Raw genomic sequence first — 14,850 nt, forward strand, 5'->3', positions numbered from 1 at the left:
CGCGGACAGCGCGAAACCGAGATCCCCGATAGTCATTTAGTTCCTCCCGAACCTAAATGCACTCCTGTGTAATAAGTGCAACCTAGTATAGTTTTGGCCGAGCGCGCCCTGTCAAGGTGACAAATGGAGGACAAGCAGCGAATGACCGAGCACCGAGCCCGTGTCAGCGATACCACTCGGATCGACGAAACCGCCCAGCTCACCTCGGGCCGCGTCGCCCAGCGCCGACGCACCCGCAAGGCCATCGTCGACGCCTCCATGACCCTGTTGAACCGCGGCATCGAACCCTCGGTCAATGACATCGCGGCCGCTGCCGATGTCTCGCGGCGCACCGTCTACCTGCACTTCCCCACCCTCGACCAGCTGATGCTCGATGCCACCATCGGGCTGCTCAGCGCGAATACCGATGAGGCGCTGGCGCATATCCACTCCGAGGACCCGCGCGTGCGCGTCGCCGAACTGGTGCGGGCGATGGGAGCCGAGATCTCCGACCTACTGCCGATGGGTCGGCGGCTGGTGAAGCTGACCGTCGACCCGCCCGCGGAGTACGCACCGCGACGCGAGTACCGCCGGGTGCGCTGGATCGAGTGGGCGCTCGAACCCCTGCGTACCCGAATCTCCCAGCGACAGTTCGACGATCTCGTTTCGAGCATCGCACTAGTGGTCGGCTGGGAGGCGTTCATCGTGCTGATCGATGTACGCGGGCTCGAGCCCGATGCGGCCGTGGATGTATGTGCTCGCACCGCGAGCACTCTCGTGGATTCGGCGCTGGGCTCACTCGAGACCCGATAGTCGCACGCCGTCTCGTTCGGCTCGCCGCGAATCACTTTGCAGCATCCGACAATTCGATGACCGGAGCTTGGATGCGCGCGCCCAGTCGCCATACGGCGAGTGTGAGCGGGACGCCGGGCCGGTATGCCAGGTGGGTGACCGACGGGGCATCGAGCACTTGGAGATCGGCACGCGCACCGACTTCGACGACCCCGACATCGTTGCGGCGCAAGGCCTTCGCGCCCGCCGCGGTCGCCGCGTATACCGCCTCGGCCACCGAGAGACCCATTTGCAGGACGGCGGTGGACACGCAGTAGGCCATCGAGGTGGTATAGGAGCTGCCCGGATTCGCGTTGGTAGCCAGAGCGACGGTCGCGCCCGCGTCGAGCAGCGCGCGAGCGGGGGCGAGCGGCTGGCGGGTGGACAGGTCACAGGCGGGCAGCACGGTGGCGACGGTGTCCGAGGCGGCGAGTGCCTCGATATCGGCGTCGGTGAGGTGGGTGCAGTGGTCGACACTGGCCGCACCATGGCGGACTGCCAGTTGGACGCCCGGACCGGTGCCCAATTGGTTGCCGTGTACGCGCAGGCCGAGACCGCGCGCGGCGGCGGCGCGCAGCACTCGATCGGACTGGTCCTCGTCGAAAGCGCCTGTCTCGCAGAAGACATCGGCCCAGCGCACATGGGGTGCGACCGCGTCGAGCATATCGCCGCAGACCAGGTCGACGTAGGATTCGGCGTCGGCGCCGGGTGGTACCAGGTGAGCGCCGAGATAGGTCACCTCATCGGCGGTCGCGGCGGCTATGCGGGCCGAGCGCTCCTCGTCGAACACGCTGAGGCCGTAGCCGGTCTTGGTCTCCAGGCATGTCGTGCCCTGCCGGTAGGCCTCGGTGACGTGGCGGCGCAGATTGGCCGAAAGCTGTTCGTCCGAGGCGCTTCTGGTGGCTGCGACGGTGGTGGCTATGCCACCGGCCCGATAGGGCTGACCGGCCATTCTGGCCTCGAATTCGGCGGTGCGGTCACCGGCGAAGACCAGATGGGTGTGGCTGTCGACCCAGCCGGGCAGGGCCGCGCGGCCGCCGATATCGACCTTGCGGTCGGCGGCGGGCGCGGTGGTGGCCGGGCCGATCCAGGCGAAGTGATCGCCTTCGATCACCACGGCGGCATTGTGCACCGGCCCTTCTGGTGCATTGGTGGTCAGCTCACCGATTCCGGTGATGAGGGTCGACACGGTCGCCTTTCTGTCGGGTGAATTCTGGCCTGTCTCGAGTGGATTCCGTACCGAGTGAAGATCACGGCGGGGACAAGGACCTGATCTCCTCTCGCAGAACGAGTTCGGGTTCCGCTACCAGGAGATGGCGACCATCGGAAACCACCTGTCGCCCGGCGATCAGCACCTCGCGGATATCGCTGGCCGTGGCCACGAAGAGCGCGGCGGCGGGTTCGGCGCCCACGGTCCGGATCGAGTCGAGGTCGACAGTGACCAGATCGGCCGCGGCACCCGCCTCGATGCGTCCGACCTCCGGCCAGCCGATCGACGCGTGATCGGTTGCCGCAGTGAACAACTGCGCCACATCGAAGCGTCCGCGTGTGCGCGAGGCGAGGCGTTCGTTCAACTCCAGCGCGCGCCATTCCTCGAAGCCGTCGATCACGGCGTGACTGTCGCCGCCCAAGCACAGGCGAACTCCGGCATCGAGGAGTTCGCGGGCGGGCCCGATGCCGTCGCCGAGATCGCGCTCGGTGGTCGGGCAGAAGCACGCCCGTGCCCGGGCTCCGGCGAGTAGACCGATATCGGCGGCGTCGACGTGCGTGGCGTGCACGGCCACGGTATCCGGCCCGAGCAATCCGGCCTCGGCCAACAGCGCGGTCGGCGTCCGCCCATGTGCGGCAAGGCAATCGCTGTTCTCGGCGGGCTGTTCGGAGAGGTGGACGTGCACCGGCCGCCCGTCGGCCTGTTCGGCGACCACCGCCAGCGCCTCCGGCGGCACCGCCCGCACCGAATGCGCGGCCACACCGGTCCGCACCAGCTCCGATTCCGGTTTGAACGCGGCGGCGCGCTCGGCCCAGGCCGCCGCATCGCCGTCACTGAAGCGGCGCTGGTGTTCGTCCGGCTTCCGGCCGAATCCGCCGGTGAGATAACAGGTGTCGAGCAGGGTGAGCCGAATCCCGGCGTCCTGCGCTGCCGCGGCCAGCGCCGCACTCATGGCATTCGGATCGTCGTACGGCACCCCGCCGGGCGCGTGATGCAGATAGTGGAACTCACCGACGGTGGTGTATCCGGCGAGCACCATCTCCGCGTACACCGCGCGCGCGAGCCGGTAGTAGGAGTCGGGATCGAGCCGGTCGGCGACGGCGTACATCCGTTCTCGCCACGTCCAGAAGGAACCCCGGCCATGGTGGGTACGCCCACGCAGCGCGCGATGGAAGGCATGGGAATGCGCATTCGCGAAACCGGGAATGGTCAACCCGCGCAACACTGTCCCGCTCGGCTCGGTCGCCCGCGTCACCGAGCGGATCGTCGACCCGGCCACGTCGATCCGCACCCGTTCCGCCAAACCATCGGGCAGCCAGGCGAATTCGGCCCAATAGACGCTCACCGAACCAGACCTCGCGCTCATTTCGCCAAGTCCTCCAGCACGCGAGCCAGGCTCGCGGCACCGAAGTCCACATCCGCGGGTTCGGAGTACTCCTGCGGCGCATGGCTGATGCCGGTCGGGTTGCGCACGTAGAGCATTCCCGAGGGCACGTGGGCGGCGAGAACGCCAGCATCGTGCCCGGCACCGGTGGGTAGGGCGGGAACCCCGCCGAGTACGCCGTCCATTCGGTCGCGCAGCGCCGCATCGAATACCACGTCGTCCGAATAGGATTCCTCGGTCACGGTGACCTCGCAGCCCTCGGCGGCCGCGGCCGCCCGCGCGAATCCGGCGATGTCCTCGACAAGCGCGGCGGTGCGACCTGCTCCGGCAATGCGCGCGTCCAGCCACAGATCCACTGTGGAGGCAATGACATTCGTGCCACCCGGTGTGGGAATCAGCTTGCCGACGGTGGCCCTGGCATCGTCGGTGGCGGCGGCAATGCGACGGGCGGCCGCTATCACCTCTGCCGCGGGCAGCATCGGGTCGTGCCGATCGGGCATTCGCGTCGCCCCGGCGTGATTGCCCTGCCCGGTGAAGGAGAACCGGTAGCGCCCGTGCGCGATGATGCTGCTTCCGGTGGCGACCGGGCTGTCCAGATCGATCAGCCCACGCCCCTGTTCGACATGCAATTCGACGAAGCAGCCGATATCGGCCAGCGCATCGGGATCCGCGCCGAACCGCTCCGGATCCTGCCCCGCCTTTGCCGCGGCCTCGGCGAAGGTGATTCCGGCGGTGTCTCGTAGTCCACGGGCGCGATCGGCGTCGATGGCGCCGGTGAGCAGCCTGGACCCCAGGCACGGCACCCCGAAGCGCCCGCCCTCCTCCTCCGCGAATACCAGTAGCGCGAGCGGCTTCGCGGGTACAAACCCCCTGGCGCGCAGGATATCCACGGCGGCCAGCGCGCTCGCAACCCCGAGTGGGCCGTCGAAGGCACCGCCGCCGGGCACCGAGTCCAGATGACTCCCGGTGACCACCGCACCCGAACCTGGACGCCCCCACCACGCCCAGATGTTCCCGTTGCGGTCGGTCGTCACGTCCAGGCCGCGCCGAGCCGCCTGCTCGGTGAACCACTCCCGCAACTCCAGTTCGGCACGGTCGTACGCATGCCGGGAGTATCCGCCACGTCGCGAATCCCGACCCACATCGGCGATTTCGGCGAGCAGTCCGTTCGCGTCGCCGCCTGGCGCCGTCACTGGTTCTCCCACATCGGGATTCGCACGCCACGCTCGTTGGCGACCTCGCTGGCCCGGTCATATCCGGCATCCACATGCCGAATCACGCCCATACCAGGGTCATTGGTGAGCACACGCTCGATCTTCTGCCCGGCCAAAGCCGTTCCGTCGGCGACGCAGACCTGTCCGGCGTGGATGGAGCGGCCCATGCCGACGCCGCCGCCATGATGGATCGAGACCCAGCTGGCGCCGGAGGCGGTATTGACCATCGCGTTGAGCAGCGGCCAGTCCGCGATGGCGTCGGATCCATCGGCCATTGCCTCGGTTTCGCGATACGGCGAGGCGACGCTGCCGGAGTCGAGGTGGTCGCGGCCGATGACCACCGGGGCCTTCAGCTCACCGCTGGCGACCATCTCGTTGAAGCGCAGACCGGCCAAGTGCCGCTCGCCGTAGCCGAGCCAGCAGATGCGGGCCGGAAGCCCTTGGAAGGCAACGCGTTCCCCGGCCATGGTGATCCAGCGGCGCAGCGATTCGTTCTCCGGGAACAACTCCAGCATGGCCCGGTCGGTTGCGGCGATATCCTCCGGATCCCCGGACAGCGCCGCCCAGCGGAACGGCCCCTTACCCTCGCAGAACAGCGGCCGGATGTAGGCGGGCACGAATCCGGGAAAGTCGAAGGCCCGCTCGCAGCCACCGAGTTTCGCCTCACCGCGCAGCGAGTTGCCGTAGTCGAAGACCTCGGCGCCGCGATCGAGGAAGCCGAGCATGGCATCGACATGATCGGCCATGGATTCACGGGCGCGATCGGTGAATTCATCGGGCTTCTTTGCCGCGTAGTCCGCCCAGTCCTCGAGCGCGACACCGCGCGGCAGATAGGCGAGGGGATCGTGCGCCGAGGTCTGGTCGGTGACGATATCGACCTCGACACCCGCCGCGAGCAGTCGCGGCAGCACCTCGGACGCATTGCCGATCAGACCGACAGACAAAGCTTTCCGCTCGCTACGCGCCTTCGTGACCCGGCGCACGGCATCGTCGAAATCGGTGGCGATCTCATCGAGGTAGCGGTCGTGCACGCGTCGTTCGGCACGGGCCGGATCGCATTCGACGACAAGGGCGACGCCGCCGTTCATGGTGACGGCCAACGGCTGCGCACCGCCCATGCCGCCCAATCCCGCTGTGAGGGTGAGTGTTCCGGCGAGGCTGCCGCCGAATCGCTTATCCGCCACCGCCGCGAACGTCTCGTAGGTACCCTGCAGAATGCCCTGGGTGCCGATGTAGATCCACGATCCGGCGGTCATCTGCCCGTACATGGTGAGCCCGAGCGATTCCAGCCTGCGGAACTCCGGCCAATTCGCCCAGTCCCCAACGAGATTCGAATTGGCGATCAGCACTCGCGGCGCCCACTCGTGAGTACGGAATACGCCGACCGGCTTACCCGACTGCACCAACAGGGTCTCATCGGCCTCGAGCGTGGTGAGCGTCCGGGTGATCGCATCGAAGCTGGCCCAATTCCGTGCGGCCTTACCGGTGCCGCCGTACACCACCAGATCCTGCGGGCGCTCGGCCACTTCCGGATCGAGGTTGTTGTGCAGCATCCGCAGCGCGGCCTCGGCCTGCCAATTCTTGGCCGTCAAATGCGACCCGCGCGCCGCCCGAATCGTCCGTGTCATCAAATTGCCTCCATATCAACGAAAGGCCCGTCAGGAGCCGAGGTGTGGCGCGACGGCGGCCAGCAACTGGCCGGAGCGGATGAGTTCTCTCGCGGCGGCGATCTCCGGTGCCATGTGCCGGTCCGGTCCCGGACCTTCGACCTCCGTGCGGAGCAGGGCGAGGGCCGCCGCGGTGGCCGGTCCCGGACGCAGCGGTGCCCGCAAATCCAGAGCCCGTGCGGCCGTGAGGTATTCGACGGCGAGCACGGTGGTCAGTCCCTCGACGGCTCTGCGCAATTTGCGCGCGGCCGACCATCCCATCGACACATGGTCTTCCTGCATCGCGCTGCTCGGGATCGAATCCACCGAGGCTGGCATGGCGAGGCGTTTGAGCTCGCTGACGATGCCCGCCTGTGTGTACTGGGCGATCATATGACCCGAGTCGACACCGGGATCGGCGGCGAGGAAGGCCGGAAGACCATGTGAGCGTGCGACATCCAGTATTCGGTCGGTGCGACGCTCGGCCATGCTCGCGACATCGGCGACCGGAATGGCAAGGAAATCGAGCACATACGCCACCGGAGCACCGTGGAAGTTGCCGTTGGATTCCAGTCTGCCGTCGGCGAGGACCACGGGATTGTCGATCGCCGAGGCCATTTCCCGATCGGCGACCATTTGGGCATGGGCGAGAGTGTCGCGGGCGGCCCCGTGCACCTGCGGTGCGCAGCGCAACGAATACGCATCCTGCACCCGGTTGCAGTCCGGCCCCCGGTGGCTGGCGACGATATCCGAACCCGCGAGCGCGGCCGCCATGCGCCGCGCGGAGACCGCCTGGCCCGGATGCGGGCGCAACGCCTGCAGATCCTCGGCGAAGACCCGGTCGGTGCCGAGCAATGCCTCCACGCTCATGGCGGCGGTGATATCGGCGACATCCAGCAGGTCGCGCAGGTCGTTGATGGCCAGCGCCAGCATGCCGAGCATGCCGTCGGTGCCGTTGGTGAGCGCGAGCCCTTCCTTCTCGGCAAGGATCACCGGCTCGATCGCCTTGGCACGCAAGGCTTCTGCGGCCGTGACGAGGTTGCCGGAGGAGTCGGTGACCTCGCCCTCCCCCATCAGCGCCAGCGCGACCGCGGCCAATGGCGCGAGATCACCGGAGCAGCCGAGCGAGCCGAATTCGTGCACCACCGGGGTAATGCCCGCATTGATCAACGCCGCCAACGTGATCGCGGTCTCCGGCCGCACCCCGGTATGCCCGGTGGCCAGGGTGCGCAGCCGCAACAGCATCATGGCGCGCACCACCTCGGTCTCGACCGCCGCGCCCGCGCCCGCGGCATGCGAGCGGATCAGCGACCGCTGCAGCGCGGCCCGGCTCTCCGGCGGAATGTGCCGGGTGGCCAGCGCGCCGAAGCCGGTGGAGACGCCGTAGGTCGGCACCGTCCCCGCGGCAAGCGCGTCGACGTGCTGGCGCGCGTGGGCCAGCCGCTTCTCGGCGGCCGCGTTGAAGCGCACCCCGGCGCCGCGACGGGCGACGGCGACGATGCGTTCGACCGTCAGCGGCCCGTCGACCTCCACTGGCGGTAACTGCGTGGTTTCCGGCATAGGGCTATTCCACCGCCACGAGGACGGGTGCAGAATGAGGCTGGGCCAGGTTCTGTCTGGTATCCGAGACAGTCCGAGGAAGAGGCATGGGTACGAGCAGCGATATTCCCGCGCTGCGGCGCGGTCTCGCCGTGCTGCAGCTGATGGCGACCCGGGCGGGGCCGGTGTCCGCCTCCGCCATCGCGCGCGAGTTGGATATCCCGCGCTCCACCACGTATCACCTGCTCGCGGAGTTGGAGCAGGCCCGCTTCGTCACCAGGCTGCCCGCCGAGCGGCGCTACGGCCTCGGTATCGCCGCCTTCGAATTGGGTTCGGCCTATCTGCGCCACGAGCCGCTGGAGCGGGTCGCCGGACCGTTGCTGCGTGAGCTGGCCGGACGGGTCGGACACAATGCGCACCTCGGGATACTGCACGGCAACGAGTTGCTGTACCTGATCAAGGAACGCCCGCCGCGCCCCGAGACCTTGGTGACCGATGTCGGCGTCCGATTGCCCGCGCAGCTCACCGCATCGGGCCGGGCGATCCTGGCGCATCTGCCCGCCGCTCATGTGCGAGCGCTGTTCCCATCGGCGGCGGCATTCGTGCGCCGCACCGACCGTGGGCCGACCAGCCTCGCCGCACTGCGTGGCATCCTCGCCGCTGAGCGCCGTCGTGGCTGGGCGAGCGAGGACGGACATGTCACCGCCGGATTCGCCTCGGTCGCCTACTCGGCCTTCGATCACGACCATCGGCCGATCGCGGCTATCAGCGTGACGCTGCGGCATCACTGCGAGCATTCGCCCTGTGACGCCGATTGGAGCGATCTCGCCGCCCAGGTGCGGTCCACCGCAGACGATCTCACCCGCCGCATCGGTGGGCGGGTCAGCTGACGGGCAGAGCGGTACGCGAATAGAGGGCAATCGATGTGGTCTGACGTCTAACCAGTCAATTTCGACAGCATTCACGACACTCCGGCACATAGCACGGGATTCAGCTATCCGACGGTTACGCTGACAGTCACCGACCGGGGCGGCGCTCCACCGGTGACGCTCGACCGAACAGTGCCGGATGGGGACAGGAGTTCGATGCGAACACCGCTGCGCCGGCGCGCCCTCGCCGGGCTCGCCATGATCGCGGCCGCGCTGCTGCTGCACGGTGTCGCCATGCCAAGCGCGCAGGCCACCATCGCGCCGTTCGGCCATGAATTCCTCTGGGGCGTAGCGTCATCCGGCTTCCAGTCCGAAGGCCATGCGCCGGACAGCAATTGGACCCGCTACATCGATTCCGGTATGGCCGGGGACGACTACGAGAATTCCGTCGACTTCTACAAGCGCTACATCTCCGATATCAACCTCGCCGCCCGCCTCGGGGTCCGCGTGTACCGGATCGGGATCGAATGGGCTCGGGTGCAGCCGCAGCCCGATACCTGGGACGAGGCGGCATTCGGCTTCTACGACAACGTGATAGCGCGCATCCTCGCCGCCGGCATGCGGCCGATGCTCACCCTGGATCACTGGGTCTATCCCGGCTGGGCCGCCGATCGAGGCGGCTGGCGCAATCCGGGCATGGTCGAGGATTGGCTGGTCAATATGCGAAAGGTGGTGAACCGCTATGCCTCTCGCAATCCGCTGTGGATCACGTTCAATGAACCCGCCGCTTACATCGGTACCGAGATGCGCATCGGGGCCATCACTCCCGCCGAGGCGCCCGCGATGCTGGACCGAATCGCCCAGGCGCACAACGCGATCTACGACACCATCCACCACAACATGCCCGATGCGCAGGTCACCAGCAACCTCGGCTATGTCGCGGGCGCCGAAACCGAGGTGAATCAGCCGATCGTGGACCGGATCGCGGATAAGCTCGACTTCATCGGCGTCGACTACTATTTCGCCCCGTTGCCGGAGACGAGCAAGGCGGTGCAGGGCGGTTCGAACGAGGGTCCGGCGATCTGGGAACTGCCCATTCACACCGAGGGCATCTACTACGCACTGCGCCACTACGCGGAGCTGTTTCCCGATCGCCCACTGTATGTCGTGGAGAACGGCATGCCGACCGAGGACGGTAAACCGCGTGCCGACGGCTACACCCGCTCCGACCATCTCCGCGACACCGTCTACTGGCTCCAGCGCGCCAAGGCCGACGGCATCAATGTCGTCGGCTACAACTACTGGAGCCTCACCGATAACTACGAATGGGGCAGCTACACACCGCGTTTCGGCCTCTACACCGTTGACGTGCGCACCGACCCCACGCTGACCCGGCGACCCACCGACGCGGTCGACGCCTACCGGAGCATCATTCAGTCGGGCGGCGTTCCGGCCGGTTACCGTCCGACCCGGCCCCCGGTCGAGTGCGCACTGGTCGATCCGCCCGACAGCTGCAACGAGTCGGTTATCGTCCCCGACTGACTCAGCCCCACTGGTATTTCAGGTATTTTCCGTCCAGTGTGACGACGACCCGCTCGCCCCCGGGGTCGTCGCGGCGATCGACGTCGATTTTGAAATTGATGGCGCTCATGATGCCGTCGCCGAATTTCTCGTGGATCAATTCCTTGATCGCCGGGCCGTACACCTGTAGCACCTCGTAGAAGCGGTAGATGGTCGGATCGGTCGGCACCGCCGCGTCCAGTGCGCCGCGGGTGGGTTGCGCGATGAAGGCCGCGATCTCCTCGGGCCCGAGCTCCAGTATTCCCGCGGCCTTCTCGGCTTGCGCGGCGCTGAGCGGGTGCTGCCCGAGCAGCGCGGCGACGGTCCACGCCTCCGGCGCGTCGAGCAGTTGCGCGAGCTGCGCCCAGGTCAGGCCCAGTCGCGCCTTCGCGGCCAACACCGCGTCTCCCGCCTGCTTCTTCGTCGTCATAGGTGCACGGTAGAGGAGGCCGTCGGCGCTGTCGACGCGAGCGCACCGGAGGACTCGCGGCCGCTATTTCTTATCGGCGGTCAGCTGACCGGCCGCACCCCAGCTGTCGGCGGGGTACTCCTGGATCCAGACCTGCACGGTCTCGGCCGGAACTTGGAGGGTGTCGACGAAGGCCTCGGTGATCCGGCGAACCAGGTCCCGCTTGAGCTCGACGGTGCGCGGACCCTGCTGCACGGTGACGATGGGCATGACTGATCTCCTCACTGAAAAGGGTTGGGACAGACCGCATCCTGGCTTTCCGCTACGGGTTCCGGGTTGTTCGGCGGCCTGTGATCAGTTCACCCGAACGAAGATCGTCGACCAAGGGGCAGTTCATTCGCGCAGTGATAACGCGACCTTATCGTGAGAGGTCGAGTTGGATTTCGGCCGAGATGAGCACCCGCAACAACTCCGAACTCGGCGAAACCGTCCCCGCCCGCAGGGCCACTGCGACCGGCAGGCTCATGCCGCTATCAGCGAACGGACGGAAGACCACCCGGGAGTTGTGCACTTGATCGGCATTGGCGGCGTAGATCACCGTCCACATCGCCGCCGCGGTTCCGATCGAGGCCAAATTGTCCTGCAGGGTTGTGGCGGTCGGTGCCGGAACGGGCTCGAAACCCGCGCGCTGACAAGCCGTCAACACCAGATCCACCAGCGCCGGATGATTGCGCCGACCGGTCAACCGCAGCGGAATCGACGCCAGATCGGCCAATCGCACGGTCTCGTGCGCGGCCAGCGGATGCCGCGCGGGCAGCGCCGCGACGAGCGGGTCATCCCATGCGCGCAGATACTCCAAGTCGGGAGTGTCCTCGACGGCAGGCGCGCGCACGAATGCGGCATCCAATCGACCGTCGGCCACCTGCGCCAATCGCTCACGCACCGGCAAGGTGACCAGCTCCACCTGGACATGGGGCAGACGCTCGGCAAAGGCATCCAGAATGTTGTCCAGCCGCGCGCCGAGCCCGGTCACCGTGCCGAGCCGGAACACCTCCGCCCGCCCACCGGCCAACTCCGCCACCGATGCCCGCGCCTGATCCGCCGCCATCAACACATTTCTGGCCGCTGGCAGAAACCGATGCCCGGCCTCGGTCAACCGCACCCGCCGCGGCGATCTGTCCAGCAACTGGACCTTCAACTCGCGCTCCAGCCGCTGCACCTGCTGACTCACCGCCGGTTGCGCGATATGCAGTCGCTGCGCCGCCCGCCCGAAGTGCAGTTCCTCGGCCACAGTGACGAAATAGCGCAATTGGCGCAGCTCCACAGTGCGAGCTCCTCGATTCAGCGGTCCGGTCGATCCATGAAACCAGCCGCCGCGACCAACGCGCACATCGCTGGCCGCGATTCGCCACACTGGCGCTGGGGTTCTCACGGCCCTGTCATTTGGCGGGTTGGTCGGATCGGTGTCGACGTCTTACCCGTCAGCTTCTATGGCGGGGTGTCTGCGGGCGAGCGTCGTATTCGTCTCGGGCCTGTTCGACTTTGTCGAGGTTGACCGCCCATTCGGCGAGCGCGGCGAACAGGGGTGCGAGGCTGCGCCCCAATTCGGTGATCTCGTATTCCACCCGCGGTGGAACCTCGGGGTAATAGGTGCGTTCGATGAGCCCGTCACGTTCGAGTTGGCGCAGCCGCTGGGTCAGCACCTTGGACGTGATCGTGGTGATGCGGCGTTCCAGCTCAACGAACCGTTGCCGCCCAAAGGTGTTCAGCGTCCACAGAATTGGTGTGGTCCACCGGCTGAAGACGACATCGACCACCGGAGCGATCGGACACGCCAGCTCCGGAGGCACATCTTCGGTGATCTCGATCACTTCAGTGTCACTTTCCCGTAGGTATCTACTGTCTTTTCGACAGTAACGTCCCGGGAACTCATCGAGTGACAGGAGACGAAGATGATCGTGGTGACCGGAGCTACCGGGAACGTTGGACGGCCACTCGTGCAGACCCTGGTGAACGCGGGCGCACCAGTGACCGCTGTATCGCGCCGAGCGGTCGAAGCACCTGCCGGGGTTCGGTCCGTCCGAGCCGACTTGGCCGAGCCGGAAAGCCTCGAACCCGCGCTCCGCGGCGCAGCAGCGCTATTCGTGCTGACCGCCCCTGACTTCATGGCGAACGGCGATCTCGGTCAGGTCGTGAAGGTCGTGCGGGAGTCCGGCATTCGACGGATCGTGTTGCTGTCGTCCCACGGAGTCGGTACGAAGCGTCACTCCGCACACCTGGAAGATGCTGTGCGGCAGTCGGATATGGAATGGACCATGCTGCGCCCGGGCAACTTCGACTCCAATGCGCTGCAGTGGGCGGATTCGGTTCGCAGAGAGCGAGTGGTTGTGGCGCCGTTCGGCGATGTCGCGGTGCCGGCCATCGACCCCGTCGACATCGCCGAGGTCGCTGCGGTCGCGCTGCTCGAGCCGGGTCACGAAGGCGCGATCTATACGCTGACCGGTCCGGAACCGATCTCACCCCGGCAACAAGCCGCGGCGATCGGGGACGCGCTGGGCGAGCCGGTGCGATTCCAGGAACAGAGCCGTGAGCAGGCACGGACCCAGATGCTCGGATACATGCCGGAGCCGGTAGTCGAGGCCACTCTCGACGCTCTGGGAACACCCACCACCGCCGAGCGGTCCGTCAGTCCAGATGTCGAACGTCTCCTCGCCCGCCCGCCTCACCCCTTCGCCGACTGGGCAGCACGCCACATCGCAGCCTTCAGATGAACCGATCACCACTTATCCGCATTCCCATGCGGTACCGGGCACTCTGGGTCGAGACCGGGCCCCCTGCGCCCGGTCTCGACACGGAATGCCCGGTAGCCATCGGGCACAAAAGAAATCGGCGAGCGCTCCGTTCGAGCGCCCGCCGAGTTCTATCTGCCGAGCTTACTTCGGTGCCGCGAAGGGCTGGTTGGTCGTGGTGAAGTACTGGACCGCGGCGGCGATGGCGACCGGTGCGGTGATGAAGATCTGGCCAGCCAGGGTGCCGAGCGCGCCGACGGCGATGATGCCGGCGATGCAGCCGACCGCGGCGGCGGGGAGGAAGGGACCGAACAGGCCGACAATGGTGGCCGCGGCGACGGTCGCGCCCGCGACGCCGCCGAGGACGCAGCCGATGGCGCCGCCGCCGAGACCGCCGACCAGGGTGCCGATGGTGGCGCCCATGGCGATGGTGTCCTTCATGCGGTTGAAGGCGGCCTGCTCACGGTCGTATTCGGACTTCCACGGGGCCTTGTCTTCAAAGGGCAGCGCGACCGGCTTGTAGGCCGCGTGCGCCATATCGAACTGCGGGGTCAGCGTCGCGGTGTGATCGTTGATATCCGCGGCGATCGGGAAGACGTAGTCGTCCACCCGGAAGGACAATTCGGTGCCCGCGAGGGTGGTGCCGTCGACAGCCTTGATCTTGAAGACGCCGTTCTCGTCGACCAGCGAACCGGAATCGGTCTTGATGATGGTCGAGGTCGGGGTGGTGGTGGCGGTGTAGTTCACGGCGCCGTTATCGGACTCGGGTGCGGCGTACACGGTTCCAGCGGTCGCACCGAGTGCCGCGATCAACAGCGCGGAGGTCGCGGCAAATTTCCTCATCAACATGCTTTGGATTCCTAACGGGGTGGGCTGCGGAAGCAACCCCATAAAAACCGCAGCATGCAAACGCAGGATTACCCAATCGTTAATGTTTGCTCATCGATTGCTATGTGACTCATGCAACAGACCCCTCTAATATGATCCACATCACAAAGCCACCCTCACCTGCGCACGGCCGACGCCACCGCCAGGCAAGGGACGCCGTACGCGGGAATTCCCGAGCGCCACAATCGGGATCAATCCTGGGCAAACGCGAGTCCTCCGGCGAAAATCGCCACGGAACACCCGAGCGGAGACGCCACACGCGAGACGGTCATGCGAAATCCAAATCACTGGACTCATTAGTGGGGGCGCACACATATCGGACACAGGCAGCGCACTCCCGCGCCGACAGCTCGGCCGCCACCTACGCAACATCCGGCAGCAGATGGGAACGGCGCTGGAAGAAGCGGCAAAGCTGATCGAGCGCAGCGCCACCAGCCCGCAACGACTCGAGACCGACCGAATCCGCCTTCTCGAGGTCCGCGAGCCGTGCATCCGGTATTGCGCGGGACGAAACCACCCGAGAGGAGATCAT

At 66.8% G+C, this 14,850-nt stretch carries 14 protein-coding genes; 4 read left to right on the forward strand and 10 right to left on the reverse strand.

Annotated features, from left to right (window positions below):
• Positions 1-123 precede the first annotated feature (123 nt).
• Complete coding sequence (locus ACHQ4I_RS28675) at positions 124-792, forward strand: TetR/AcrR family transcriptional regulator (protein WP_420774984.1); 669 nt, start codon at positions 124-126, stop codon at positions 790-792.
• A gap of 31 nt (positions 793-823) precedes the next feature.
• Here ACHQ4I_RS28675 and hutI read toward each other — a convergent pair whose 3' ends face one another.
• From hutI to hutH, 5 genes are all read right to left on the reverse strand, one after another.
• Positions 824-1,999 (reverse strand): imidazolonepropionase, encoded by a 1,176-nt coding sequence (hutI, locus tag ACHQ4I_RS28680; protein ID WP_420774985.1) that lies wholly within the window; start codon positions 1,997-1,999, stop codon positions 824-826.
• Positions 2,000-2,060: 61 nt separating this feature from the next.
• Positions 2,061-3,386, reverse strand: coding sequence for a formimidoylglutamate deiminase (locus ACHQ4I_RS28685; protein ID WP_420774986.1), 1,326 nt, complete (start codon positions 3,384-3,386; stop codon positions 2,061-2,063).
• A complete protein-coding gene (locus ACHQ4I_RS28690) occupies positions 3,383-4,597 on the reverse strand; it encodes an allantoate amidohydrolase (RefSeq protein ID WP_420774987.1) in 1,215 nt (404 codons plus the stop codon). The genes ACHQ4I_RS28685 and ACHQ4I_RS28690 overlap by 4 nt, the downstream gene beginning before the upstream one ends.
• The gene (gene hutU, locus ACHQ4I_RS28695; RefSeq protein ID WP_420774988.1) at positions 4,594-6,246 is read right to left on the reverse strand and encodes a urocanate hydratase; all 1,653 of its coding nucleotides are present in this window, start codon (positions 6,244-6,246) and stop codon (positions 4,594-4,596) included. The genes ACHQ4I_RS28690 and hutU overlap by 4 nt, the downstream gene beginning before the upstream one ends.
• Before the next feature lie 30 nt (positions 6,247-6,276).
• Positions 6,277-7,824 (reverse strand): histidine ammonia-lyase, encoded by a 1,548-nt coding sequence (gene hutH / locus ACHQ4I_RS28700; RefSeq protein ID WP_420774989.1) that lies wholly within the window; start codon positions 7,822-7,824, stop codon positions 6,277-6,279.
• Positions 7,825-7,910: 86 nt separating this feature from the next.
• Here hutH and ACHQ4I_RS28705 point away from each other — a divergent pair, with 86 nt between their 5' ends.
• Both ACHQ4I_RS28705 and ACHQ4I_RS28710 read left to right on the forward strand, forming a co-directional pair.
• Entirely contained in the window at positions 7,911-8,693 is a 783-nt protein-coding gene (locus tag ACHQ4I_RS28705; protein ID WP_420774990.1) for an IclR family transcriptional regulator, read from the forward strand.
• A 195-nt stretch (positions 8,694-8,888) separates the two neighbouring features.
• The gene (locus tag ACHQ4I_RS28710) at positions 8,889-10,214 is read left to right on the forward strand and encodes a family 1 glycosylhydrolase (RefSeq protein WP_420774991.1); all 1,326 of its coding nucleotides are present in this window, start codon (positions 8,889-8,891) and stop codon (positions 10,212-10,214) included.
• A 1-nt stretch (position 10,215) separates the two neighbouring features.
• Here ACHQ4I_RS28710 and cynS read toward each other — a convergent pair whose 3' ends face one another.
• From cynS to ACHQ4I_RS28730, 4 genes are all read right to left on the reverse strand, one after another.
• Positions 10,216-10,662, reverse strand: a complete 447-nt coding sequence (gene cynS / locus ACHQ4I_RS28715; protein ID WP_420774992.1) for a cyanase — start codon at positions 10,660-10,662, stop codon at positions 10,216-10,218.
• 63 nt (positions 10,663-10,725) lie between these two features.
• Complete coding sequence (gene dmpI, locus ACHQ4I_RS28720; RefSeq protein ID WP_420774993.1) at positions 10,726-10,911, reverse strand: 4-oxalocrotonate tautomerase DmpI; 186 nt, start codon at positions 10,909-10,911, stop codon at positions 10,726-10,728.
• Positions 10,912-11,059: 148 nt separating this feature from the next.
• On the reverse strand, positions 11,060-11,965 hold the full coding sequence (locus ACHQ4I_RS28725; protein ID WP_420774994.1) for a LysR family transcriptional regulator: 906 nt from the start codon (positions 11,963-11,965) through the stop codon (positions 11,060-11,062).
• A gap of 157 nt (positions 11,966-12,122) precedes the next feature.
• The gene (locus tag ACHQ4I_RS28730; RefSeq protein WP_420774995.1) at positions 12,123-12,512 is read right to left on the reverse strand and encodes a winged helix-turn-helix transcriptional regulator; all 390 of its coding nucleotides are present in this window, start codon (positions 12,510-12,512) and stop codon (positions 12,123-12,125) included.
• Between the two features lie 81 nt (positions 12,513-12,593).
• Here ACHQ4I_RS28730 and ACHQ4I_RS28735 point away from each other — a divergent pair, with 81 nt between their 5' ends.
• Positions 12,594-13,412, forward strand: coding sequence for an NAD(P)H-binding protein (locus ACHQ4I_RS28735; protein ID WP_420774996.1), 819 nt, complete (start codon positions 12,594-12,596; stop codon positions 13,410-13,412).
• A gap of 162 nt (positions 13,413-13,574) precedes the next feature.
• On the opposite strand, the gene ACHQ4I_RS28740 is transcribed toward ACHQ4I_RS28735, so the two are convergent.
• Positions 13,575-14,279 carry a DUF8020 domain-containing protein gene (locus ACHQ4I_RS28740; RefSeq protein WP_420774997.1) on the reverse strand — a complete coding sequence of 235 codons (705 nt, stop codon included), beginning with the start codon at positions 14,277-14,279 and terminating at the stop codon, positions 13,575-13,577.
• Between the last annotated feature and the right edge of the window lie 571 nt (positions 14,280-14,850).

It is taken from the genome of Nocardia nepalensis, from assembly GCF_048910785.1.
GTDB classification, from domain to species: domain Bacteria; phylum Actinomycetota; class Actinomycetes; order Mycobacteriales; family Mycobacteriaceae; genus Nocardia; species Nocardia nepalensis.

Bases quoted from the DNA above. Each gene is read 5' to 3' on its own strand.
- ACHQ4I_RS28675 (WP_420774984.1), top strand. From the start codon at position 124: ATGGAGGACAAGCAGCGAATGACCGAGCACCGAGCCCGTGTCAGCGAT.
- ACHQ4I_RS28685 (WP_420774986.1), bottom strand. From the start codon at position 3,386: ATGAGCGCGAGGTCTGGTTCGGTGAGCGTCTATTGGGCCGAATTCGCC.
- hutU (WP_420774988.1), bottom strand. From the start codon at position 6,246: ATGACACGGACGATTCGGGCGGCGCGCGGGTCGCATTTGACGGCCAAG.
- hutH (WP_420774989.1), bottom strand. From the start codon at position 7,824: ATGCCGGAAACCACGCAGTTACCGCCAGTGGAGGTCGACGGGCCGCTG.
- ACHQ4I_RS28705 (WP_420774990.1), top strand. From the start codon at position 7,911: ATGGGTACGAGCAGCGATATTCCCGCGCTGCGGCGCGGTCTCGCCGTG.
- ACHQ4I_RS28710 (WP_420774991.1), top strand. From the start codon at position 8,889: ATGCGAACACCGCTGCGCCGGCGCGCCCTCGCCGGGCTCGCCATGATC.
- cynS (WP_420774992.1), bottom strand. From the start codon at position 10,662: ATGACGACGAAGAAGCAGGCGGGAGACGCGGTGTTGGCCGCGAAGGCG.
- dmpI (WP_420774993.1), bottom strand. From the start codon at position 10,911: ATGCCCATCGTCACCGTGCAGCAGGGTCCGCGCACCGTCGAGCTCAAG.
- ACHQ4I_RS28735 (WP_420774996.1), top strand. From the start codon at position 12,594: ATGATCGTGGTGACCGGAGCTACCGGGAACGTTGGACGGCCACTCGTG.
- ACHQ4I_RS28740 (WP_420774997.1), bottom strand. From the start codon at position 14,279: ATGTTGATGAGGAAATTTGCCGCGACCTCCGCGCTGTTGATCGCGGCA.